At 53.9% G+C, this 22,334-nt stretch carries 24 protein-coding genes; 18 read left to right on the top strand and 6 right to left on the bottom strand.

All coding sequences use genetic code 11. The features are described 5' to 3' along the window. Nucleotides 1–18: 18 nt before the first annotated feature. Together AB4Z23_RS10555 and AB4Z23_RS10550 are read left to right on the top strand one after the other, a co-directional pair. Nucleotides 19–435, top strand: coding sequence for a DUF2946 family protein (locus AB4Z23_RS10555; RefSeq protein ID WP_441360093.1), 417 nt, complete (start codon nucleotides 19–21; stop codon nucleotides 433–435). A gap of 48 nt (nucleotides 436–483) precedes the next feature. Continuing rightward, complete coding sequence (locus AB4Z23_RS10550) at nucleotides 484–1,848, top strand: PepSY-associated TM helix domain-containing protein (RefSeq protein ID WP_112290584.1); 1,365 nt, start codon at nucleotides 484–486, stop codon at nucleotides 1,846–1,848. A 176-nt stretch (nucleotides 1,849–2,024) separates the two neighbouring features. Here AB4Z23_RS10550 and AB4Z23_RS10545 read toward each other — a convergent pair whose 3' ends face one another. Together AB4Z23_RS10545 and AB4Z23_RS10540 are read right to left on the bottom strand one after the other, a co-directional pair. Next, nucleotides 2,025–2,501 carry a nuclear transport factor 2 family protein gene (locus tag AB4Z23_RS10545; RefSeq protein WP_421477233.1) on the bottom strand — a complete coding sequence of 159 codons (477 nt, stop codon included), beginning with the start codon at nucleotides 2,499–2,501 and terminating at the stop codon, nucleotides 2,025–2,027. 12 nt (nucleotides 2,502–2,513) lie between these two features. After that, a complete protein-coding gene (locus AB4Z23_RS10540) occupies nucleotides 2,514–3,125 on the bottom strand; it encodes an NAD(P)-dependent oxidoreductase (RefSeq protein ID WP_013636447.1) in 612 nt (203 codons plus the stop codon). Nucleotides 3,126–3,279: 154 nt separating this feature from the next. Here AB4Z23_RS10540 and AB4Z23_RS10535 point away from each other — a divergent pair, with 154 nt between their 5' ends. Further along, complete coding sequence (locus AB4Z23_RS10535; protein WP_003513040.1) at nucleotides 3,280–3,663, top strand: winged helix-turn-helix transcriptional regulator; 384 nt, start codon at nucleotides 3,280–3,282, stop codon at nucleotides 3,661–3,663. 61 nt (nucleotides 3,664–3,724) lie between these two features. Here the strand turns inward: AB4Z23_RS10535 and AB4Z23_RS10530 are convergent, their stop codons facing one another. Further along, complete coding sequence (locus AB4Z23_RS10530; RefSeq protein ID WP_003513041.1) at nucleotides 3,725–4,078, bottom strand: DMT family protein; 354 nt, start codon at nucleotides 4,076–4,078, stop codon at nucleotides 3,725–3,727. Between the two features lie 241 nt (nucleotides 4,079–4,319). On the opposite strand from AB4Z23_RS10530, the gene uvrB reads away from it, so the two are divergent. The 4 genes from uvrB (at nucleotide 4,320) to AB4Z23_RS10510 (ending at nucleotide 10,799) form a co-directional block, all read left to right on the top strand. Further along, a complete protein-coding gene (gene uvrB, locus AB4Z23_RS10525; protein WP_421477231.1) occupies nucleotides 4,320–7,301 on the top strand; it encodes an excinuclease ABC subunit UvrB in 2,982 nt (993 codons plus the stop codon). A gap of 791 nt (nucleotides 7,302–8,092) precedes the next feature. Then, a complete protein-coding gene (locus tag AB4Z23_RS10520; protein ID WP_421477229.1) occupies nucleotides 8,093–9,490 on the top strand; it encodes a hypothetical protein in 1,398 nt (465 codons plus the stop codon). Between the two features lie 84 nt (nucleotides 9,491–9,574). Beyond that, nucleotides 9,575–10,030, top strand: coding sequence for a PRC-barrel domain-containing protein (locus tag AB4Z23_RS10515; RefSeq protein WP_003513045.1), 456 nt, complete (start codon nucleotides 9,575–9,577; stop codon nucleotides 10,028–10,030). A 157-nt stretch (nucleotides 10,031–10,187) separates the two neighbouring features. Then, the gene (locus AB4Z23_RS10510; protein WP_065702384.1) at nucleotides 10,188–10,799 is read left to right on the top strand and encodes a DUF922 domain-containing Zn-dependent protease; all 612 of its coding nucleotides are present in this window, start codon (nucleotides 10,188–10,190) and stop codon (nucleotides 10,797–10,799) included. A 19-nt stretch (nucleotides 10,800–10,818) separates the two neighbouring features. Here the strand turns inward: AB4Z23_RS10510 and AB4Z23_RS10505 are convergent, their stop codons facing one another. After that, nucleotides 10,819–11,421 carry a J domain-containing protein gene (locus AB4Z23_RS10505; RefSeq protein WP_003513049.1) on the bottom strand — a complete coding sequence of 201 codons (603 nt, stop codon included), beginning with the start codon at nucleotides 11,419–11,421 and terminating at the stop codon, nucleotides 10,819–10,821. Between the two features lie 317 nt (nucleotides 11,422–11,738). Here AB4Z23_RS10505 and AB4Z23_RS10500 point away from each other — a divergent pair, with 317 nt between their 5' ends. The 11 genes from AB4Z23_RS10500 to AB4Z23_RS10450 all read left to right on the top strand — a co-directional run bounded on the left by AB4Z23_RS10500 (nucleotide 11,739) and on the right by AB4Z23_RS10450 (nucleotide 20,853). Then, nucleotides 11,739–12,092: a nuclear transport factor 2 family protein gene (locus AB4Z23_RS10500; RefSeq protein ID WP_025593977.1), complete on the top strand. Its 354-nt coding sequence runs from the start codon at nucleotides 11,739–11,741 to the stop codon at nucleotides 12,090–12,092. Between the two features lie 262 nt (nucleotides 12,093–12,354). After that, nucleotides 12,355–13,668 (top strand): tyrosine-type recombinase/integrase, encoded by a 1,314-nt coding sequence (locus AB4Z23_RS10495; protein ID WP_441360092.1) that lies wholly within the window; start codon nucleotides 12,355–12,357, stop codon nucleotides 13,666–13,668. After that, nucleotides 13,665–14,309: a hypothetical protein gene (locus AB4Z23_RS10490; protein WP_441360091.1), complete on the top strand. Its 645-nt coding sequence runs from the start codon at nucleotides 13,665–13,667 to the stop codon at nucleotides 14,307–14,309. The genes AB4Z23_RS10495 and AB4Z23_RS10490 overlap by 4 nt, the downstream gene beginning before the upstream one ends. A gap of 81 nt (nucleotides 14,310–14,390) precedes the next feature. Then, nucleotides 14,391–14,612, top strand: coding sequence for a helix-turn-helix transcriptional regulator (locus tag AB4Z23_RS10485; protein WP_441360090.1), 222 nt, complete (start codon nucleotides 14,391–14,393; stop codon nucleotides 14,610–14,612). Then, complete coding sequence (locus tag AB4Z23_RS10480; RefSeq protein ID WP_441360089.1) at nucleotides 14,605–15,195, top strand: hypothetical protein; 591 nt, start codon at nucleotides 14,605–14,607, stop codon at nucleotides 15,193–15,195. The genes AB4Z23_RS10485 and AB4Z23_RS10480 overlap by 8 nt, the downstream gene beginning before the upstream one ends. Continuing rightward, entirely contained in the window at nucleotides 15,195–16,742 is a 1,548-nt protein-coding gene (locus AB4Z23_RS10475) for a TOTE conflict system archaeo-eukaryotic primase domain-containing protein (RefSeq protein ID WP_441360088.1), read from the top strand. Before AB4Z23_RS10480 ends, AB4Z23_RS10475 begins: the two co-directional genes overlap by 1 nt. A gap of 650 nt (nucleotides 16,743–17,392) precedes the next feature. Next, on the top strand, nucleotides 17,393–17,974 hold the full coding sequence (locus AB4Z23_RS10470) for a hypothetical protein (RefSeq protein WP_441360087.1): 582 nt from the start codon (nucleotides 17,393–17,395) through the stop codon (nucleotides 17,972–17,974). 52 nt (nucleotides 17,975–18,026) lie between these two features. Next, a complete protein-coding gene (locus tag AB4Z23_RS10465) occupies nucleotides 18,027–18,881 on the top strand; it encodes a terminase large subunit domain-containing protein (RefSeq protein WP_441360086.1) in 855 nt (284 codons plus the stop codon). A gap of 176 nt (nucleotides 18,882–19,057) precedes the next feature. Then, nucleotides 19,058–19,594 (top strand): hypothetical protein, encoded by a 537-nt coding sequence (locus AB4Z23_RS10460; RefSeq protein WP_441360085.1) that lies wholly within the window; start codon nucleotides 19,058–19,060, stop codon nucleotides 19,592–19,594. A 19-nt stretch (nucleotides 19,595–19,613) separates the two neighbouring features. Further along, nucleotides 19,614–20,339, top strand: coding sequence for a hypothetical protein (locus AB4Z23_RS10455; RefSeq protein ID WP_441360084.1), 726 nt, complete (start codon nucleotides 19,614–19,616; stop codon nucleotides 20,337–20,339). Between the two features lie 4 nt (nucleotides 20,340–20,343). Then, nucleotides 20,344–20,853 (top strand): hypothetical protein, encoded by a 510-nt coding sequence (locus AB4Z23_RS10450; RefSeq protein ID WP_441360083.1) that lies wholly within the window; start codon nucleotides 20,344–20,346, stop codon nucleotides 20,851–20,853. Here the strand turns inward: AB4Z23_RS10450 and AB4Z23_RS10445 are convergent. After that, nucleotides 20,847–21,614 carry a hypothetical protein gene (locus AB4Z23_RS10445; RefSeq protein WP_441360082.1) on the bottom strand — a complete coding sequence of 256 codons (768 nt, stop codon included), beginning with the start codon at nucleotides 21,612–21,614 and terminating at the stop codon, nucleotides 20,847–20,849. The genes AB4Z23_RS10450 and AB4Z23_RS10445 overlap by 7 nt on opposite strands. Beyond that, the gene (locus AB4Z23_RS10440) at nucleotides 21,611–22,243 is read right to left on the bottom strand and encodes a hypothetical protein (protein ID WP_441360081.1); all 633 of its coding nucleotides are present in this window, start codon (nucleotides 22,241–22,243) and stop codon (nucleotides 21,611–21,613) included. Before AB4Z23_RS10440 ends, AB4Z23_RS10445 begins: the two co-directional genes overlap by 4 nt. Nucleotides 22,244–22,334 lie beyond the last annotated feature (91 nt).

Raw genomic sequence — 22,334 nt, 5'->3', positions numbered from 1 at the left:
ATATGGCATTTCGCTGCAATGGGATTCATTCGCAGGATAATGCAGGACAGAAGTTCGGCTGGCGCCATCGCCACGCTTGCGGTCCTGCTTTTTCTCCTGCAAGGGCTCGTGAATGGCCTGACCAGCGGCAATATGGCCTCAGCCGCGCTGGCGACCGGTGAGATCATCTGTTCCAGCCACATGCCCGAAGGCGGTTCGGGCAAACCGAACCCGGCCTCCAACCCTGCGGGCAAGCTCCCCGACAATTGCTGCGGCACGCTGTGCCGTCTCGCCTCCGTTACCATCGCCGCTCTTCCCGTTACTCCCGTGGAGCGTGCGGACGGGATCGTCCGGGTCGTCGAAGTCGACTTTCTCGACCGCGACACGGTATTGCCGCCGCCGCCACCCAATCTGGAATCGCGCCCACGCGCACCGCCCCCCTCTCTGCAAATGTAAAGAGCGATCCGGCCCTGCCGGATAATCAACTTTTCTGCGGAGACATCCATGTCCGTTACGACCTCTTTCGAGGGCGAGCGCGCGCCTGCGCAATCCTCGTCCGTCAACCTGTACCGCGCCGTATGGCGCTGGCACTTCTACGCTGGCCTTTTTGTACTGCCCTTTCTGATATCGCTGGCCGTCACCGGTGCGCTCTATCTGTTCCGGGACGAATTCGACAATCTCATTCATTCGGACCTGAAGCGCATCGAAGTGGCGCAGAACGTGCCGAAAGCACTCCCCTCCGATATTCTCGCCGCAGCCGTTGCGGCCGTTCCCGGCACTGCGGTGAAATACACCACGCCAGGCGATCCGGGTGCCTCGACGGAAATTACCGTCAGTACGAGCGAAGGGAAACGCGCCGTCTACGTCAACACCTATACCGGGCAGGTTGCCGGTTCACTGCCGGATCGTGGCACCATCATGTGGACGATCCGATACATCCACAGCCTGAAATATTTCGGCACCTATACCCGCTATCTGATCGAGATCGCCGCCGGCTGGTCCATCCTGCTCGTCGCCACCGGCATCTATCTGTGGTGGCCTAGGAAGCAGAGCGGCGGTGTCTTGACCGTGCGCGGCACGCCGAAAAAACGCGTCTTCTGGCGCGATACCCATGCCGTCACCGGCATTTTCGTCGGCTTTTTCATCGTATTTCTAGCAGTCACCGGAATGCCCTGGTCGGGCGTGTGGGGCGCCAAGGTCAACGAATGGGCAAACGGCAGCAATTTCGGATATCCGGCAGGCGTGCGGACCGATGTTCCAATGTCCGGCGAACATCTCGATCACATGGCCAAGACCAGCTGGTCGCTGGAGCAGGCGAAAGTACCGGAATCCACCGCATCCGCCACCGGGCAACCAATCGGCATAGATGCAGCCATCGCGCGTTTCGACGGGCTCGGTCTTGCCACTGGTTATACCGTCGTGCTGCCGACCAAACCGACAGGCGTCTATAGCGGCTCCGTCTATCCCGACGACCTTTCAAAGCAGCGCGTCGTCCATCTCGATCAATATAGCGGCAAACCGCTGATCGACATGAGCTATTCCGACTACGGTCCACTTGGAAAGGTGCTGGAATGGGGGATCAACGTGCATATGGGCCAGCAATTCGGCCTCGCCAACCAGATCGTGTTGCTGGCAGCCTGTGTCGGCATCGTCCTGCTTGCCGTTTCCGCCGGCATCATGTGGTGGAAACGACGCCCCAGAGGTTCGCTCGGCGTGCCACCATTGCCGCAGGATAAACGCGTCTTGCGCGGCCTGCTGGCGCTGCTGGCCATCGGCGGCATCCTGTTCCCGCTGGTTGGCGCAAGCCTGCTGGTGATGCTTGTTCTGGATCTGATCGTGCAGTCCCGCGAAAAGCAACGCGCTGCCTGACAAAAAACACGGCCGGGAGATATCCCCCGGCCGTGTCCTTCTGAATTCCGGGCGGTTGGCAGAAGCTCGGCCTTAGAGCACGTCCTGTTTAAACAGAATCGTTTGACGTGCTCTAACTGTTTGTTTCTACGAATTTTCCGGACATAAAACCGCTACGCACTTCTACTGGAAATGCTCTAGAACATCGTATTCTTGTTTGCAGCCTTTTCCGGAACCGGCTGGATCACGTCCCAATGTTCGGTGATCTTGCCGTCGGTGACCCTGAAAATATCGACGATGGCGGCTCCGCGCGCACCCTCTTTATCCGTGGAATGGATGTGCAGATAAACCAGATCTCCATCCGTGGCGCTGCGCACGATCCGGGATTTCGCCTGCGGGTTTTCCTTGAAGAAGCCGGTGAAATAGTCGACGAATGGCTTCTTGCCATCAGGCACCATCGGATTGTGCTGTTTGTAGCTGTCGACGATGACGGCAGCGCCCTTCGCCACTTCGTGCTTGTTGAAGACAGTGTCGTAAAAATCGATCACCAGCTTGCGGTTGGCTTCTTCCTGAACCAGATCGCGCTTGGCGGTTTCCGCCAGAACGGGCGTGGCCATCAGCGCGGGCGCGAGGGCAAGAGCAGCGATGGCAAGATGACGTGTCATGAAATTCATGGATGAGACCTCTCAGTAACCGACGGTGAAACGCTGGCGGGAATGCTGCGGCTTTTCGATTTCATCGACAAGCGCGATGGCGTAGTCTTCAAAGGAAATGCGGCTGCCAGCTTCGTTGCTCAAAAGGCTGTCCTTGCCGATACGGAATTTGCCCGTTCTTTCCCCCGGCACAAATTCGGCCGATGGCGACAGGAAGGTCCAGTCGAGCTGCTTTTCCCCTTTCAGACGGTCCAGAAACTCCGCTCCCTTGGTCGCCTCTGCCTTGTAGGCGGCCGGGAAGTCCGGCAGGTCAACCACGCGCTGGCCCGGCGCAATTTCAAGGCTGCCGGCGCCACCCACGACGAGATAACGGGAAACGCCCGAGGCACGGACGGCCTCGATCAGCGTCACCGGATCGCTCGCAGTGAAGTGCACGGCGCTGATCACGGCATCGTGACCCTTAAGCAGTTCCGAAAGCCCTGCCTGATCGAAGACATCGCCCTTTTTTGCCACTACGTTCGGCAGGCTGGCGATCTTTTCAGGGTTGCGGGCGATCGCCGTCACCTGGTGCCCCCGGTCGGAAAGTTCCTTCAGAATACGGGATCCGGCATTGCCGGAGGCTCCGATGAGCGCGATTTTAGCCATGGCTTTTTCCTTTATAGGCATCGTTGTAGGTCTAGATAATAGACCGCTAGGGGAAGCTATGGTATCGCAGCCCCGGCTGCAAGAAGTCAGCCGACGCTGATCAGGTCACACGGCGATGACCTGAAAGGGCACGAAAATGGAAAGAGCAGGGAAAATGCCGGATACGCAAACCAAGGAAATCTTCGCCTTCGACCAGCCCTGCCCCATCCGCGACGTGCTGGATCGCATCGGCGATCAATGGAGCCTGCTGGTTCTGGAAGCGCTTCAGGGCGGGGTTCTGCGTTTCAACGAACTGAACCGCAAGATCGACGATATTTCCAAGCAGATGTTGTCACGCACGCTGAAACGGCTTGAGGAAGACGGTTTCATTCGCCGCACGCTCTATGCGCAGGTGCCGCCGCGCGTGGAATACGAACTGACCAATCTCGGCCGTTCGTTTCTGGTGCCGATGCAATTGCTGGTGCAGTGGGCGGACGAGAACCACGTCCGCATTTGTACGGCGCGGTTGGACTATGCCAATGGTGGAACGGGATCGTAACACCGTTCCTCGTGCCGTGGCGAAACCTGTCCGCCACGGCAATAGAAAGGCCCTGTGGCAATCAGGAGCGGAAGATGAAGGAAGCGCCGAAAGCGATGAGCGCAAAACCGATCACGTGGTTGATCGTGATACTTTCCTTCAGCCAGAAGACCGAGAACAGCGCAAAGACCGCAAGCGTGATAACTTCCTGAATGGTCTTGAGCTGCGCGGTCGAATAGACCTCCGATCCCATGCGGTTCGCGGGGACTGCGAGCATGTATTCGAAGAAAGCGATGCCCCAGCTTGCGACAATCGCAAGGAAGAGTGCGCTGCCCTTGTGCTTGAGATGCCCATACCAGGCGAAAGTCATGAAAACATTGGAGACGATAAGCATCAGGACAGGCCAGATGTGGGCAGGGCTGATCGAGAACGGCATGATTGTTCCTGAATGAAGAAGGGAGGGATGTCACGAAAGGCAGTTTGAAAACGCAACCGTCATTTTTGTCTTTGCTTTAACTTACCGCCGTATGAAACGGAACCGGTTTCTATCAAAGCGTATTCGGCCGCTATGCAACGTATCCGGCCAAATTTTGTTCCCCGCGCTTCGTTTCCTTTTTGTACTCATTTTTTCTTGGCCTCCCCTTCCCTTTGCGCGTGACTCCCTCCATATTTCGCGCATGGCCAGATCACCCAAAAATTCCAAACCCTCGAATTCCGGCTTCGAGGAAGCTCCGCAATCGTCGTTCGAAGGCGCGCCGCTCAGCGGCAGCGTTGCCGATTGGGTAAAGCAGCTCGAGGCGGAAGCCGAAGCCGGCTCGGTGGAAACCCAGCGCGAAGTCGCCTCGAAAGCTGGCAAGCACCGCAAGAAGATCGAGATCGAAGCACGCAAGGAAGCGGAAAAAGCGGCCAACAAAACAGCTAAAAACACCACGGCTTCCAAGACAGCGCGCGGCGTTTCCATCGGCGCGTCGAGCGATCCAAAAACCCGCGCCGCCGCCGGTCTCAATCCAGTGGCTGGCATGGACGTTTCCCTGGAGGAGGCGGCCAATCTCGCACCGGGTGCCGTCACCGCCACCGTCGAGGCGCTATCGGCGCTTATCGAGAGCGGCAATCCGCTGTTCAAGGACGGCAAGATGTGGACGCCGCACCGGCCGGCCCGTCCGCCGAAATCCGAAGGCGGCGTTACAATCCGCATGGACTCGGAGTATCAACCGGCAGGCGACCAGCCGACGGCGATTGCCGATCTCGTGGAAGGCATCAATTCCGGCGAGCGCAGCCAGGTCCTGCTCGGCGTCACCGGCTCCGGCAAAACCTTCACCATGGCCAAGGTGATCGAGGCAACCCAGCGCCCGGCCGTCATCCTTGCACCCAACAAGACGCTGGCCGCACAGCTCTATTCCGAGTTCAAGAACTTCTTCCCCGACAATGCGGTAGAGTACTTCGTCTCATATTATGATTATTATCAGCCGGAAGCCTATGTGCCGCGCTCCGACACCTTCATCGAGAAGGAATCCTCGATCAACGAACAGATCGACCGGATGCGCCACTCCGCCACCCGCTCGCTGCTGGAACGCGACGACTGCATCATCGTCGCTTCGGTTTCCTGCATCTATGGTATTGGCTCGGTGGAAACCTATACAGCCATGACCTTCCAGATGCAGGTGGGCGACCGGCTGGACCAGCGCCAGCTTCTGGCCGACCTTGTGGCCCAGCAATACAAGCGCCGCGACATGGATTTCCAGCGCGGCTCCTTCCGCGTGCGCGGCGATACCATCGAGATCTTCCCTGCCCACCTTGAGGATGCCGCCTGGCGCATCTCGATGTTCGGCGACGAAATCGATTCCATTACCGAATTCGACCCGCTGACCGGCCAAAAAACCGGCGATCTGCAATCCGTCAAGATCTACGCCAATTCGCACTATGTCACCCCGCGCCCGACGCTGAACGGCGCGATCAAGTCGATCAAGGAAGAGCTGAGGGTCCGCCTCGCCGAGCTGGAAAAGGCGGGACGCCTGCTGGAAGCCCAGCGGCTGGAACAGCGCACGCGTTACGACATCGAAATGCTGGAGGCGACCGGCTCCTGCGCCGGTATCGAAAACTATTCGCGTTATCTCACGGGCCGCAATCCCGGTGAACCGCCGCCGACGCTGTTTGAATATATCCCTGATAATGCGCTGCTTTTTATTGACGAAAGCCACGTCTCGGTTAGCCAGATCGGTGGCATGTATCGCGGCGACTTCAGGCGCAAGGCGACGCTGGCCGAATATGGCTTCCGCCTTCCCTCCTGCATGGATAACCGCCCGTTGCGCTTTGAGGAATGGGATGCGATGCGGCCGCTGACGGTCGCGGTTTCGGCCACCCCCGGCTCGTGGGAAATGGAACAGGCCGGCGGCGTCTTCGCCGAACAGGTCATCCGCCCGACAGGACTCATCGATCCGCCGGTCGAGGTGCGCTCCGCCCGCAGCCAGGTGGACGATGTTCTCGGCGAAATTCGCGAGACCGCCGCTAAGGGTTACCGCACACTCTGCACCGTGCTGACCAAGCGCATGGCTGAAGACCTGACCGAATATCTGCACGAACAGGGCGTTCGCGTGCGTTACATGCACTCGGATATCGACACGCTGGAACGCATCGAGATCATCCGCGACCTGCGCCTTGGTGCCTTCGACGTGCTTGTCGGTATCAACCTTCTGCGCGAAGGCCTCGATATTCCAGAATGCGGTTTCGTCGCGATCCTCGATGCCGACAAGGAAGGCTTCCTGCGTTCGGAAACTTCGCTGATCCAGACCATCGGCCGCGCCGCCCGTAACGTCGACGGCAAGGTGATCCTCTATGCCGACAATATCACCGGCTCGATGAAGCGGGCGATGGAGGAAACCTCCCGCCGCCGCGAAAAGCAGATGGCCTATAACGCCGAACACGGCATCACGCCGGAATCGGTCAAGGCGAAGATCTCCGATATTCTTGATTCAGTTTATGAGCGTGATCACGTAAGGGCCGATATTTCAGGCGTTTCCGGCAAAGGCTTCGCCGATGGCGGCCATTTGGTCGGCAACAATCTGCAGTCCCATCTCAACGCGCTGGAAAAATCCATGCGCGATGCCGCAGCCGATCTGGACTTCGAAAAAGCCGCCCGCCTGCGCGACGAAATCAAGCGCCTCAAGGCCACCGAACTCGCCGTCATGGACGACCCTATGGCGAAGGAAGAGGCGAAATCGCTTGAGGGTGGCGGCAGAAGCAAGAAAAAAGAAACGAGCGCCCGCAACGGGTCGATCTCCCCTCTTGCTGGAGACATATCGGGCGTGACAGAGGACGGTGCCGCTTCCGCAAACGAAAGTGGAAAATCTCTCTTCGCCAAACCTTCGCTGGACGAAATGGGCCCCGGCTCGGACACGGGAAAGCCGTTGTTCCGCAGGAACACGCTGGACGAGATGACCGTTGGCCGCACCGAGAAGCCGGTGCGTGGCGAAGTTCCCGGCAAACCCGAGACGGAAACCGGCAAACGTTTCTCACCGCTCATGGAAGGCCAGCCTGAGCGAACCAAGGACGATCCCCGCCCCCTCGTGCGCGGCAAGATCGGAGCGGGTTCCTATGAGGATGCCGGCGAACAGAAGCGCAAAAGCCGGACGAAGGGGAAGACGGGGCGTCCGGGGCAGTGACTGAAGGCATCCTGTGGCGTTGTGCTATTGTTTTGCGGGAGCGCCTTGGCTGACATCCTGAAGAAATTTTCTCAGTGATTAGCGGTGGTTATCTTTGATGTGGAATCTATGAGAGCTATGGAACGGCAAATACTTCGTTAGCAGAAGCCTGTGAGTAATTCTTATCGCGAATATTCAGCGCCAGCTTATCGAAAATATGACTTATAGTTGCAAAAAATTAATTTAAGCTCAACTAAAATATAGGATCACGGGGAAAAATAAGGGCAGAGCTACATGGAACAAAAACACGATTTATCGTTAATGACGCTGACGAGAAATGATGTTATATTTATATTCATATACTATCTTTTAATTCTTATATTGGCGTCTACATTGGTTTTTTGGCAAATTATATTCTCCTATAGCTCATCTGATATCACAATAGTCGAGAATATGATCGCATTATCGTCATCAGCAGCTTGCGGATCAACAATTTATTATAGCCGAAAATTGTATAAAGCATCCATCAATGGAGATTACAAATTTGTAGCCGATGATGGGACAGGAGTTGCTAGGGTGGGAACAATAGCTTTTTTTGTTCTCCGCCCAATGTTTGGTATTATACTTTCACTAATAAGCTATTGCTTATGGAAGGCTTCAATAAACGTCGCCGTCGCAAACCCTTCGGAAAAAAGTAATTTCATATATATAGTAACACTGATTGGCTTTTTTTCCGGATTTTCGGTGGGGAGGCTCATTGAGCAATTTCAAGAAAAGAATGTCGATAGTATTACTAGTAGTGAGCACGCACGATGAACAAACCTGCCGAAATAGAAAGAAGAATAATTGAGCTTGAAAAGCTTGCATCGACCGTGCTCGAAATAAAACGGCGTTCTCGCCCACGTCGACCAATAGTGATCGAATTCGCTGGTTCCCCTAAAGCTGGAAAATCGTCGTGTATCAGCTCACTCGACATTTTTTTAAGACGAAACAATTTTCGGACAAAAATATTAACTGAACGTGCTAGCGTTTGCCCGATCCCCAACAAGTTCGATCCGATATTTAATGTTTGGACGGCTTGCGCCGCACTCAATCAATTATCCGAAACTTTAGCAAACTCGTCTAAAAAGCTCGACGTTATTATATTGGATAGAGGCTTCTTTGATGCGCTTTGCTGGTTCGAATGGCAGCGGGAAGAAAAGCTATTGAGAAATGACGACTACGAGCGATTTACCAATTTCTTCACTTCTGCTCGTTTCAGAATGACCATCGATTTGGTTCTGGTTTTCGAGTCGTCTCCTGAAACCTCAAGCGAGAGAGAGTATAAAAATCTCCTCACCCGAAAAGAGGGCAGCATTATGCGAAATGAGGTACTCACATCATATCTCACCTCCATCAAGCTCACGGCAAAAAAATACAAAAACCATTTTCGCGAAATCAAAGAACACAACACAGATAAACAAGACCAAAATGAAGTAAGCTATAATGTAACAAAAACGACCCTGAGCCTTCTTAAGAATTTAGCTGAAGAAAAAATTGGGTTTATTAAGAAGATAAACCTGAAAAACCTTCCAACGATATTTGATTACAGTGAAATTAGCGAATTCGTAGATGAAACCTTAGAGTTTAATGACCGAACTGACGTCGAAAATGATCAGAGTCTTTTACAAATCATCCCAATAGCCGTCATAAAAGAAAAAGGTAAAGACGAATTTTTAGTGGGAACAAAAGCGCAAAAGGCAACGTCCAATTCGTCTCCTGAAAAAGGTAAGACCCTTTGTTATTTCGGAGGGCATATACGGGAGGAAGACTCCAACCTAATGGGAATGAACAGCAAGTTGGATGTTCTCAAACAATGCGTATATAGGGAAGTTAAAGAAGAGATAGGAATAGATTTAGATCCATCAGACTCAAATCCTAAATGTATATGGGTACGGGACGGAACCAAATCAGAGCATCATTTGGCGGTAGTGTTTGTTATTGAGCTATCACTTTCGCGAATTAAACTTAGCGTAGACGGCGAAGAATTTGCGCGCTACGAGAAAAAAGGCCGCACAGGAACAGGCGATATTGTTTCCGCTTATGACTTGATAAACTCCAAAATAGATTCATGGACGGAGAATATTGTAAAGAATATAACGAATGTAAACTATGATGAGCGGTTTCCGTCGCAACCAAGCTTGTTTAGTCAAAGTGGGGCTAAGATTTAGTTTTTTGGAAATCAAGGAACCAAATCCGGCCTTCACCGTTTCTTCCCCGAACGAAACGTTCAGCATACAAAGGGAAGAAACATCATGAAAATCAACGTCATCGCTCTCGCTGCCGCAGCAGCCCTCTCCTCTTCCGTGGCTTTTGCCCAGACGGCTGCGACTGCGCCTGCTGTTGGCGCCGATGCGACTTTGTCCGGTCCCGGCATCACCATGGGCACCAAGGCTAACGGCCCGCTGAAGTTCGTCAATGTCCAGAAAACCGACCTCACCGCCTCCCAGCTGGACGGTCTGGATATCTATAACGCCCAGAACGAAAACATCGGCGAAATCGAGGATGTCGTCATCGGCGATGGCAAATCGGTGATCGGCCTCGTTGCCAGCGTCGGCGGTTTCCTCGGCATCGACAAGAGCTATGTGGTGCTCGACCCGGCCTCGGTTGCAGTCCACAACGACAACGGCACCTGGAAGGCCTATGTCGATACCACCAAGGAAGCGCTGCAGAACGCACCGAAGCTCGACTACGACAAGCTGGACGACTGATTCCCCTGCAGTCGCAAGCTTGACCCCCGCGATCCGTCGCGGGGGTTTTACGTGTGTGGAATTTCGGCGCAGTATCCGACAATCCCTCTCTCACGGCGCTTGCCTAGCAGCCCGGCTCTCGCCTATCTTCGGCGCGCAAGACACCAAGGATCGATGCGTGCCCACCAAAACTCTCTCTTCCCTCACCATCAGCGCTGTGACGATATTGCTGAGCACCCTTCCGCTGTCAGCACAGTCAGCCGGCTGGAAACCAGCCGAGCAGATAAAAACCTATGCGATCAGCGGTGATACGGGCGGAGCGCTCTACCAGTCCATAGGCGAACGCGGCCCGACCGCCGGTGTGCAGGCCATCGCCCACACCACCTTCAAGCTGACATGGCGGCGCGATTATCGTCCACAACCGGACGGTGCCTGCGTACTGGCCACCGCCAAGCCCAATCTCACAATCATCTATACCTGGCCGAAAGCGCCGGCCAGATTGCCGCCCGCGGTCGCCGCCAGCTGGAAAACCTTCATTTCCGGTGTGGAAACCCATGAGCGCGTTCATGGCGAGCACATTCTCGACATGGTGCAGAAGATCGAGGCATTCAGCACCGGTCTGAGAGCGGAAAACGATCCGAAATGCCAGAAAGTGCGCGTTGTCCTTCAACAGCGGCTTGGTGAGCTATCCAACGAGCAGCGCCAACGCGGACGCGATTTCGACCGGGACGAGCTTTCGCCCGGTGGCCGCGTGCATCAGCTCATTCTCGCGCTCGTCAACGGTCCCTGAGAACTCCAGGGAGAAACGGCTATTCCGCCGCCTCACCTTTCAGCAGCGGTTCGGAGAGCGATATGCTCTCCAGTTCGTAGGAATAGCCTTCCAGCATCGTATAGGCCTGCTCGATCGCCTCTATCTGCGCTTCCGCATTGCGGATGGCTTCGGCGATGGACTGGCTGCGCGCACGCAACATGGAACTCAAAACATCGGTCTCCGGCTTTCTGCCCAGCCGGTCCATATGTTTACGCACCCGCGTGCGGTGACGCTCCAGTTCCAGAATGTGAAAGCGGCTTTTCAGGATATCGTCGGTCAGCTTGCGGCGCATGGCGGCCACTGGGTCGAAGCTGCCGGGCTCGCGCTCGTCCAGAATGAATTCGTTGACTAGAGTTTCCAGCATCAGCAGGCCTTTCAGGTCCTTGGCATCGGCAAGCTGCGGATCGTAGCCGGTATCGTCGAACACCTTGCGGCGCACCGGATCCTTCAAAAGCTCGTAAGCGGTTTGCAGGCGTGCGAATTGGTCGGTATCGCCCCCGCTGTCGGGATGGGCGGCTTTCGCCACCTTCCGGTAAGCGGACTTGATCGCCGCCTCGTCGGCATCACGCTCCACGCCAAGCAAAACATAGGGATCGATCACTAAAACACCTTCAAACGCAAACTGTTACCGCACGCCATACGCCACCCCCGTGCGGCTCGCGCACAGATCATAAGCGAATTCCGCCCGCGCGGCACCCCCGCGCCGGCGCAAAAGCCCTTGATCCTCAAATTTGTCGGACCCATGGCGACTATAATCACGGGCGGGAAAAAATTGTGGAAAGTCATGGCAAAACACGCCCGGCCAAGCTGTCTACCCATGCGGAAAACCGTGCAACCCGCAGGTTTTACGGTGCTTATGGTGGAACGGCTCCAACGGGTGTAAGCTTGGCTTTTGGATCTGAAGGGAGGGACGATCCGATGCCGCAAACCATTACCCAGACAGTGACGGATTATGTGCACGCCATGGCCTATGCGGATGAGGGCCTGATGCGTGATGTTTTCGATCCGCGCGCCAGCATCGTCGGGACGTTTCAGGGTGAAACGGAATGGCTCTCACTGGAGGACTTCGCCGAGCAGATACGGAAAAGCGAACGCGGCCTGCCCGATCACGACCCCGTCTTCGAAATCCTCGGCATCGACAAGGAAGGCGACAGCGCGTCCGTGAAGCTGACGACCCGTTTCGACGGCATGGATTTTAGCGAATACCTGTCCTTGCTGGAGCGCGATGGCAACTGGGCAATCGTGCACAAGCTATATCACATCAAGCCATAGGCGTTGTGCGAATGCAGGAATAATATCGGTGGAAATGGCCAAGCCATTGAAAATACTGGTGCCCCCGACAAGGTTCGAACTCGTGACCCCCTGATTACAAATTAGCTTGCTTGATAGCTGGGTGGCGTTAGCTGGCGCCGGTTGAAGCATGTATTTAATTGTAGATACTAGCTTTTCTGTAAAAATCAAGTTAGTTAAGAGGTGGCGCGCGCTGGCTAACGCTGGCGCTATCGTTAGCTGAACGTTAGCTGTGGAGCCACCGATGAGTAAACAGGCAGAGCCTAAAAAGAAGATATCCCGCGCAGTGTTCGAAAACGCGGAACCGCACGTTGACGGCAAGACGACGAGGATAATTTGGGATAGTCGGCTTGCAGGCTTCGGTCTTCGGGTGCGCCCGACAGGCGCTAAATCGTTCGTCTATGTTTACCGCAGCGGCGGCAAACCCAAATGGGTAACAATAAAGGCGACGAGCGCTGACGATGCTTTTGATCAGGCTACAGAGATGGCTAACCTGTATCATCGGGGTAAAGACCCTGTGGCTGAGCGGGAAGATTTGCAACGAGAGGCGGATCGGCGCGGTCAAGCTTTTACCGTAGGTGACGTTCTCGGCTCTTTCGTGGAACAGCACGCTAAAGCGCAGCTGAAGGAAAAGACTTGGACCGAGTACGAGCGCATTGTCGAAAAAGTACTCAAGCCAGAGATTGGTAAAATCAAGATTGATGCTCTTGATACCCATGACGTAGCCACCCTTTATGAGAGGCTGAAAAAACGGCCCCGCTCAGGTGTGGCGAAAAAAGGTAGAGATAGCAAACCTCAGCCTTTGGCTCTTACACAAGCAGCGGGCGCGATCAGAGTATTGTCCTCGGCAATGCGCTGGGCGATAGAAGACGCCAAGCTACGCGCCGGACCTAACCCCGCCCAGATACGGCTCAAAGCCACAAGGCAACGTGACCGGCTCCTCACAGATAATGAGGTGTCCCGATTGATAGCTGCAACTGATCAGCTGGAAAGCGACGGAAGCATTCTACCTCACGTTGCGCTCGCTATCCGTCTTTTGTTTGCTACCGGGTGCCGCGCCGGGGAGGTCTGCAATCTGCGTTGGGACGAGATTGATCCTGACTGGCGGTTTATTCGTTGGAGTGACACCAAGACCGGCTATCTGCGTAAGGCCATCACCAATGAAACCCGCGAGCTTTTGGAAAGCGCTCCCCGGATAGTCGGGTCTCCGTGGGTTTGCCCCGCGACCGACGCCTCTCTACCGTTGAGGGTTGATGTACTGCGGTCTGGCTTCCGCCGGGTGATGAAGCGTGCAGAGGTTATAGCCGGGGAGAACGCCTCGCTGCATCTTATTCGTCATTGGTTTGCAACGCAGGTGTACAACGATAACTCTCTTACGCTGCCGCAGCAAAAGCGTATCGTAGGCCACACCAGCATAGCGGCGGCTATGCGCTATGCGCACCTAAACGACGATGAATGGGCGACGAATGCAGAGAATACCTCTGAGAAGCGCCTTGCGAAGATCAAGGCAGCAAGTCGGAACGGTGAGGTAGTGTCGATGGCGGGGACCAAGAAGTGACCTATACATCAACACCTCCCTCATGGAGAGATGTTTGCTATCCAGATCGGAGGAAACTTCCGGGGAATGCTTCCAAAGAAATGCGGGAAGAATCAGCGAGGGCAACCAAGATCGATGATGCACAACGCGTCGAAATACTCGCCGAATGGGTTGCGGCGGAGCAATTGCGACGTTCAGCAAAAAATAGTGATGAGTTCGAACGCCTCTGGATCGATGCTATGCGCGCTGACGAGCTTTCCGTACTACGAAATATTATCATGGACGGGAAAAATCGTACTGAGTTGGTAGCTAATTGTTTGCGTCAAAATCCTACGTCTGCATTCCTGAACGTCGTAGCCAAAATGATGGAAAGCGGGGCATTCGCAAATACATGGAGACCAAGTAAAAAACTTTCGGAGCAACAGATTGAGTATGCCACCGCCCGGATGGATATACTCGGCCTTCTTCGCGAGACCTATGCTGGAGAGCTAGTTTCCGGCCGACTTTTAGAGCGTCGTGCGTCTGATGTTGCAAGGTATTTGATGGGGCTAACTAAAGATGAAGCGAACAAAGCAAAACTTGAGTACGACGACAATTTTACTGAAAGCGCATATGTCCGTTGGTTGATTGCGACTGACAAGATCTTAGCGCGCGGCAATTAGGTTTTTAACAAACCGCGTACCCGCGCGCAGCGAGTAGCCGTAGGTTCAAGCTGTTACCAGCTTAAACCTACGGAGAAGTATATGGGAAGCGGACTCGAACTATTAACGCCAGAAGCAGCGGCGCGTTACCTTGGCGGTGAAGAATCGCCCATTTCAGTGGAAACATTGCGATGGTGGCGTCATAAAAGGCGCGGGCCAAAATTTTTTCGCATTGGTGGTCGGCGTATCATGTATCGCCGCTCTGACCTCGACAACTTCATCGAACGTGGTGAAGTAAAAATCGAGGAGGAAGCTCATGGCTGAAAATGAAACGGCTGAGGGCGTTCTCGCAAAACGCCACTCAGCCAAAGCTATTATCAGTGAAGTCGAGTATAGTTTGCTTACCGGAAGAGGTAAAGTGGCGGCAGCTACGAACTCGCCGGTCGTGCAGAAGGTGCGGATCACTTCGAATCCCAACGGTAATCGTGTAGACCCGTTAGTCTGGCGGCAGTGGTTTTCACACCAAGGCGAACCTGTATCACTCTCTTACCGTATTTTTCCGACGAACGATCCACATCTACCGGCTAGTCTCAGAGAAATTTCCCGCGAAGAAGACCGATGGATCAAAAGTTGCCGTCTTGCAGATGCTCCCAGTTACAGCGACTTCGCTTTCTTTTGCCTTGAGTGGGCAGCAGCCAGAACGGAACGGAGGCGTATCATCAAACGCAACCCGGCTACTCCGCGTCCGCAAAATCTTGGGGAACGGTATCGATCTGAGGATTACGCGGAAGTATATTACTCGTTCCTTATGGCCACCAAACAAGATGATGAACACGTTCTCGGACTCAATGATTTTGGTCCGGACGACAATTTTGGTCCTCTCTCTGTAAAAGCGGGAGGGTACTGATGGACGCTTGTATTTCAGCCCGCTCCCCGGCCCATCAGTTCCACGAATTGTTCCGGGGGGCTGAAACCCGGCACGGAACATATGATCCTGCGCGGTTGCGCTTGGTTGGTGGCAAGATGGAAATGAAAGACGCTGAAGGTCAAGGCCCGCGTGACGTCAAAGGGCCACCGACTTCAGCCCTCTGGGCAAGGCACCTTGATGGAGGTTCACCGTTAGGCGTTAGCCCCCTGCGAGAGGATGGTTTATGCCGTTGGGGCGTAATCGATATCGATGAATATGACGGCTTCGATCTCACGGGCTTAGCGCGCCGTATTCTGCAAAATAACCTGCCGCTGATTCTTACAAAATCAAAAAGTGGCGGTGGTCATGTCTGGCTTTTTGCTGACGATTGGGTTTTGCAGTCCAAGATGAATGCAGCTTTGGTTGCCATTGCAGGGCGGCTCGGCTACTCCGACGCTGAAACCTATCCTCCCGCCAGCGGTGCGGGCAATTGGATAAACATGCCCTTTTGGGAGGGAGACAAATCGTCCCGTTGCGGTATAAAGCCTTCTGGTCTGGCGATGACCGTTGCCGAATTCATTGGCGCAGCTCAGGCGTCCCGGACTTCCGCAAAGGCGATTGAGCTTCTGGCCAATGAGGGGCGTGCCGCATTTTCGAGCAGAGCCCATAAACGCTTGGCTGAACGGTGCGCTGAGATAGTTGCGCTAACTGACGGCAGAAAGCGGGCTTTGCATGACAGTGCATTCTATCTTGGCAAGTACGTACTCAAAGGACAGATCGACTCCGCTGAGGTAGAAGAACGCCTTATCGCTGCCGGTATTGCGTCAGGCGTTGCAAGTGCTGAGGCTCGGTCTCAGGTAGCGAACGGCCTGCGCGGGCGTACGGTAAAACAAGCTGGCACAAGTGGCGACGATGCGGATGCCGAGTTTGACCGCTTTGCTGAAATCGAAAAGATAGTGATTTTAACGGGCGGCGAAGAAAGCCTATGGCGGATTACGGTTGCGAATTACGGCGAAGTGACGATGCCTTCTCGCATCGCATTCCGTAGTGAACAGTTTAACCTCCGCTGCGCGGAAGAATTACATGTCGCGTTTCGCCAATTGAGCAAAGATAAGTGGGCAGACCGGCTGAACGCTGCGCTGCTAGTTGCAGAAACGGAAGCACTGCCACGCGATGAGACGGTGGAAGGCATTTTCTTTGATGCTCTACAGGCGTTCTGCACTGACCGTCACCGGGGAGCCGAAGTGGAGGAAACTCTATTAGGTAAGCCGGTCGTCGATGATGAGTCCGGCAGGACCTATTTCAGATTTGCCGACTTCCGCGCCTTTCTGGCGGAAATCCGCCACGGTATGTTTAAAGGTATGACAGGTCACTCCATTGGTCGGATGCTGGGAGCGATAGGTCAAGAAGGCGTTGACGTTGGAAAAACAACCAAAAAGCTCAAAGGAAAGATCACGGAGTTACGGTGGGTGAGGACCGGAATGTTCGATGGGTCTAATGCGGTGATGTCTATTCCGCTGCCTGAGATTGAAGCGATACCGCTTTAAGTCAGTAATCGGCGCTCTATCGTCGGCTCGTCCTGGTATAACGGGGCGGGCCATATTTATTGGTGCAAAGTCCTTTGACGTGATTTAAAGCCGTAAACCGGGGAACAGCTTTGCAGTAAGCTATTAAAAACGTTATATAATACGTATGTGTAAAGTATTTAAAGCCGTTAAAGTCGTCCGCGCCCGCGTGTATACGTACGTAGGTACACGCCTACATAGGTGCGTGCACTCACAGGCGTATGTTAAACGGCTTTAGGCTTTACTGCGGGCGGTTGGACGACGCCCCCCGGCGTAAGCCGCAGGCAAGTCGTCTGGCAGACGCACAGACGTCGTTAGCGTCCCGCGCCGCCACTACCCCTCGGCAGCGTCCTTAGGAGCGCTGGCGGTCTGCTACGGCGGTTTTTATAAAGCCGGTTGAAATCTACTACTGTTGCGACCGGTTGCCTCCAGACATCTTTCCGCGCCCCAAACGCCACAAGAAGGCTATTTCTCCATCTCCGATTGCGCATCCTAATATATAATTAGCGGGCCAATATACCCTAAAACCCTTTTATCACAGGGTTTTTTAAGTTATAAATCAACCTAAAGTTGTTTACAGCTAACGCACGGCTATCAAACTGAATCCGCCGCGCGTTTTAGTAGGATGAGGTATGGCAAAGCGAGGACCAGAATGTAGCGTTTGCAGCCATCGGGAAAGAGCGGCAATTGATCTCGCTTTGGCGCGTAATGTACCATTCGCCGTTCTTGCTCGAAGATACAAGCTTGGCTCCGATGCACTACGGCGGCATGCCAAAAACCATTTACCGCCGCAGCTTCGGGCGCAATTGCTGGCTGGCCCTGAACTACCTATGGACCTCGATCGGCTCAAAGAAACAGAGAGCCAGAGTCTTCTTGCAAACATAGTGACCCTCAGACACCGTTTGTTCGCAATGATGGACGCTGCTGAGGAGGTTACGGACACAGCGGCGGCGCAAAGGGTCGCCAGTCAACTCCATCGCAACTTTGAGCTAACAGGCAAGCTGCTTGGGGATTTGAGCACAGGAACGCAAATCACAAACAACGTTCTCATCTCACCAATCTACATAGAAATGCGCTCAGAGTTGGTCCGTGCGCTTCGTTCTCACCCAGAAGCTCGCGAGGCCGTCGCGCAAGTTCTCCAAGGGTTGGAGAGCCGGTTCGCCAGCGGCATGGTGATTGACCACAGTTATGCCAGCGGGAGTGCTGGCATATGATGCACGGCGGACGCCTCCTTCGTCTCCGCGCTAGCAGACCGGCAGCGCCAATGTGCGTGGTACCGGCTGGTTCCTACGTGCGCTGCTCAGGGTTGTTATTACAATACTGCTTACCCTTTGCGCGCCGGTCTGCGAATTCTTCGAGGGGGCCATTCGTATGCTAATGGCCCGCGATCTTGCCCGCGCATTGAGCCCCGTGGTGATGGCTCAAGATTGCGGCATACAGCCAGACCCTTGGCAAGCCACCTTGCTTGATCAAAATCCTCGTCGTGCGTTGCTGCTCTGCTCACGGCAATCCGGTAAATCCACAGTCGCGGCGCTGATCGTAATCTACGCGGTGTTGTTTGTACCTGCTGCTCAAATAGTTGTGGTCAGTCCAACACAACGTCAATCCAATGAGCTCTTTCGCACGATCATAAAGTTTCTCGACAGGTTGCCCGGTGCGCCGCGCCTTGTCTCTGAAAGCACGCAGCGCGCGGAGTTTTCCAATGGCTCGCGTATCTTGTCGTTGCCGGGAACAGAAAAAACCATTCGCGGCATCGCGGGCGTCGACCTTGTGGTTATTGATGAGGCTTCTCGTGTCGCAGACGAGTTGCTGACGGCAGTGCGTCCAATGATGGCAACAAAGCCCGACGCAAGACTGGTTGCACTCACTACGCCAGCCGGTAAGCGTGGCTGGTTCTACGAGGCATGGGTCAACGGCGATCCATCTTGGGAGCGTGTAAAAGTACCTGCAAGCGAGTGCCCCCGGATCAGCCCCGAATATCTCGCAGAGGAACTGAAGGCGCTCGGCGCAATCAAATTCAGCGAGGAGTACAATTTGGAATTTCACGACCCGGAAGAGGCAGTGTTTCCTCTAGCCATTATTGAGGCCGCATTCACTCACGAGGTACGCGCTCTATGGTAAGTTCTTTTTTCGCGAAGGGGCGTGACAGGTGGCAGCGTATACCTGTTGTTTCAAGCGATCGCTTTGTCATGGGCGTAGACCTCGGCCAATCAAACGATCCGACAGCAATTTCCGTTATCCATCATTCCGTAAGGCCAACCGGAGACTGGCAACTTTCCTACAGTAGTGTACCGGGTATGCCGAATACCACAAGAGAAAGAAGCGAGGTCCGTTTCGACGTGCGCGCTTTGGAGCGGGTGCCGCTCGGCACGCCCTATCCGCAGGTAGTCAGCAGGGTAGCTGAACTACTGGAGCGACCGGCACTACGCGACGGCTGCGACCTAGTGGTAGACGAAACAGGCGTTGGGCGTGCAGTCTCTGATATTTTCGAAGCGTCTGGCATGCGGCCTCAGCGTGTGGCGATTACCGCTGGTAACGAAACGACCAATCCAGAGAACAGGCGTTGGCATGTGCCCAAGTCGCTTCTCATTAGCACAGTCGATGCCCGATTGCATGTCGGAGAACTCCGGTTCGCTTCTGAGCTAACAGACGCGGGAGCTTTGGCGGAAGAATTGAAGGACTTCCGCCGATCTGTCAGCGCGGCTGGCAGGGCCTCTTACAATGCCCGAGAAGGCAAACATGACGACCTAATCCTCAGCATCGCCATTGCTCTTTGGTGGGCAGCGCGTCCGCAATTGAGAGGCGGCGCAAATCCCGTTGAAGGATTTTACTGAAATAAAAGGAGAAATTTCAATGAAAATGAAGCCGCCCATCGATATCCACGAATCCGTCATCGAACAGCATTACGCCAGAAAGCCGGGGGGTGAAGTGGAGAGTGATGCTGCAATCGCCGCATTGGCGTCTGCAATCCGCCAAACACGACTGAATAGCGCGTCTTTAGCCGAATATGCTGAGACGATCACCGCAGATAAGCTTATTCCCCCGGAAGCTGCGCGTCTACGCATTCGTGATCAAGCAATACGCCTAGCAGAAGTGACTGCGCGAAAACTGGATGAAGCGAAAAATCGTGTTCAGAAAGAGATCGAGGATATTGAATCTTTGACTGGAGCGCCGCCTGTCTTGCGTGACCAGATTTCCGCGAGTTTGGAAACCGAAATCCGGGCAAGGCTCTCGGTCATGCCGGACAAAGAGCGCGATGACGCAATCGGTAAGGCTTTTACCAAGAATGATCTCGCAGTGGTGGCGGCTGTTCTTCGCGGCCCTGCGCTGCTGGTCGGCATGAGTCAAACGAAGCAAGACATGGTCCGTCATCGCTACCGAAACACGTTCTACCCTGAAGAAACCGCGCGTCGCCGTCGTCTTCAAGAAGCGCTGGAAGCCACAGAGCGAGGCGGACAATCATTTATCAAATTCATCACGGCGGCGACAACAGGGGCTGCGGCACAGCTTGCGGCAGCATCCGAGCGCGCAAAGGCCGCCGAAAAAGTTATGGAAGCCGCTATCGGTAAACAGGAGTAAGATTATGAAAGTTGATATTGATCTGGAAGGCGTATTGAAGTCCGCTCAAGAATTGCCGAATGAGGTATCTCGTGTGGATGACGTACATTCCGACCTACAGGAATTCTATCGCCAGGATGGTGAAAAGCTGCGCCTCGACACGTCTCGCCGCGACGAGTTTGTATCCCATCTTTCTAGTCGATTGGAAAGTTATAATCTTCAGCAAGAGAACGCTAAACTGAAAGATGAGCGTAACAGGCGACAGGTAGTTGAAGTGGTCAAAAGTCAGCTTAGCCGTTTTGTTAAGCCAGAACTCATGCCTGCTGCAGTGGCTCTTTTCATATCCCAACATAAGTTCAGTTTGAAAGACGGCGGGGTCATTGTCATCGGGAAAGTCGGCACTGCGGATGCTGAAATTTCAGCGATAAAATGGATAAATGATGAAGGATTTGCGTTCAAGACTACGAAGACGCAGTCAAATGCCGATAGCGGATTTTCCGCGCAGATTAACAGTTTGAAGGACAAATTTCACTGAATAGTAAGCGGGACGTTCTTTTCAACATAAGCTTGGCCGAGCGGCGAGATTACAAGCTGCCCTGTTTTTTTATTGTAGTCGATGAGCCCGGCCTTGTGATTTGGAAAAACAATGGCAGTACGAAATCTGCTGGGGTTACCATATTCTATTGCCCGGACAACATCCTGAACCAGTACTGGCTCGACCGAACCGTATAAGAAGGCCATCATCTTGTCTTTGGCGCTCATGGCAGGTGCTAAAATTCTTACTCTGTCGCCGACTTTCCACAATATAGGTACTGGTCTCTCGATGAGGCCCTCCACAACAGCTGAAGCTTCTTCAGTTGAGATCGCGTGGAAAACTCTTATTAGTTCGGCCATTATCCACTGGCACATCGAAAATACTACGGAAGCATCCATATGGTTAGGATCGACGTCCGCTCCCACATGGCCGACGTTGCGATTGTTTCGTATCTCGTACAGCGAAATAAGCATGCGCGGGATTTGAATCCTGATGGATCTCGGAAAGGACCCCGCTTGCTCTAGCTTGCGGCAATCATCCGCCATGTTTTTTGGCTTATATGGGTCCGAAGGGAATGATCCGTCTATGTGACCCTTCAAAATTGAATATACGATCTCGCAAAGTTTGCCTCCGCTCAATTCAGCTGGCTCCCACCTTCCTTCGCGGAAGTTCTTCGCGATCTTATTGTATTCAGAAACTAGCGGCCCGCTTAGACCTTCGGGTATTCCGCTGAACAGAGACGAAGGGTCAGTAAATGTCACTTAGCGGGGGCCTTTGCGGCTGGAAGCTTATGCTCTACGAAATTTCGGCCTGCAGGTGTTATTTTGATGTCATCAAGTTCAGTGCAATTTACGGTCGATTTCCGACTTTGAGTTACTCGAAGTCCCGATCCAACATTTGCGGATTCTTGCCATCCCGACATTCGCCGAAAAACAGTTCCAACTTCATTTCGCGTAATAGGACTAAACTCAAGAATTTCTTCCAAGTAATAGACTACCACCGCATACTTATCCTCGTTGGATTTAGGCTGCTTTTCAGCGGCGAAATCTTCAAAGCTTATTTTCCCTGGAGGGTGGAGATCAAGATCTTTGTTCAAAGTCCAATCTGCTCTAAGCGAGTTGGATTTCTTACGGCTTTTGCGTCCCGATGAAGTCGACGATTTTTGTTCTGACGCGTCTGAAACCTGAGGCTCCACTTGCTCAGGTGTTGCGTGCGAAACTTGATCTATCTCGGGAAGTGCAGCAGCTAGAGTTCGGATCGTCTTTCCCGAAAAAGCAGCGATCAAGGAGATAAAAGCTTCTTGTTGTACTGTTTCAGATTCGAAAGCATTGACCGCTTCTGCAATCTTAGGCATCCGCTCAAGAAGTTTATCTAGCTCTTCAGTCGACATGCTACCCCCCGGCTTGATTCGTACTTAAATCCTAGGGCGAGTGGCATTCAGGAGTCTAGCGTGATGGTAGAGTCTATTCCAAAAAAGCTGG

It is taken from the genome of Agrobacterium sp. MCAB5 (assembly GCF_052114365.1).
GTDB lineage: Bacteria > Pseudomonadota > Alphaproteobacteria > Rhizobiales > Rhizobiaceae > Agrobacterium > Agrobacterium tumefaciens.
This window is presented reverse-complemented; position numbering and strand designations above follow the sequence as displayed.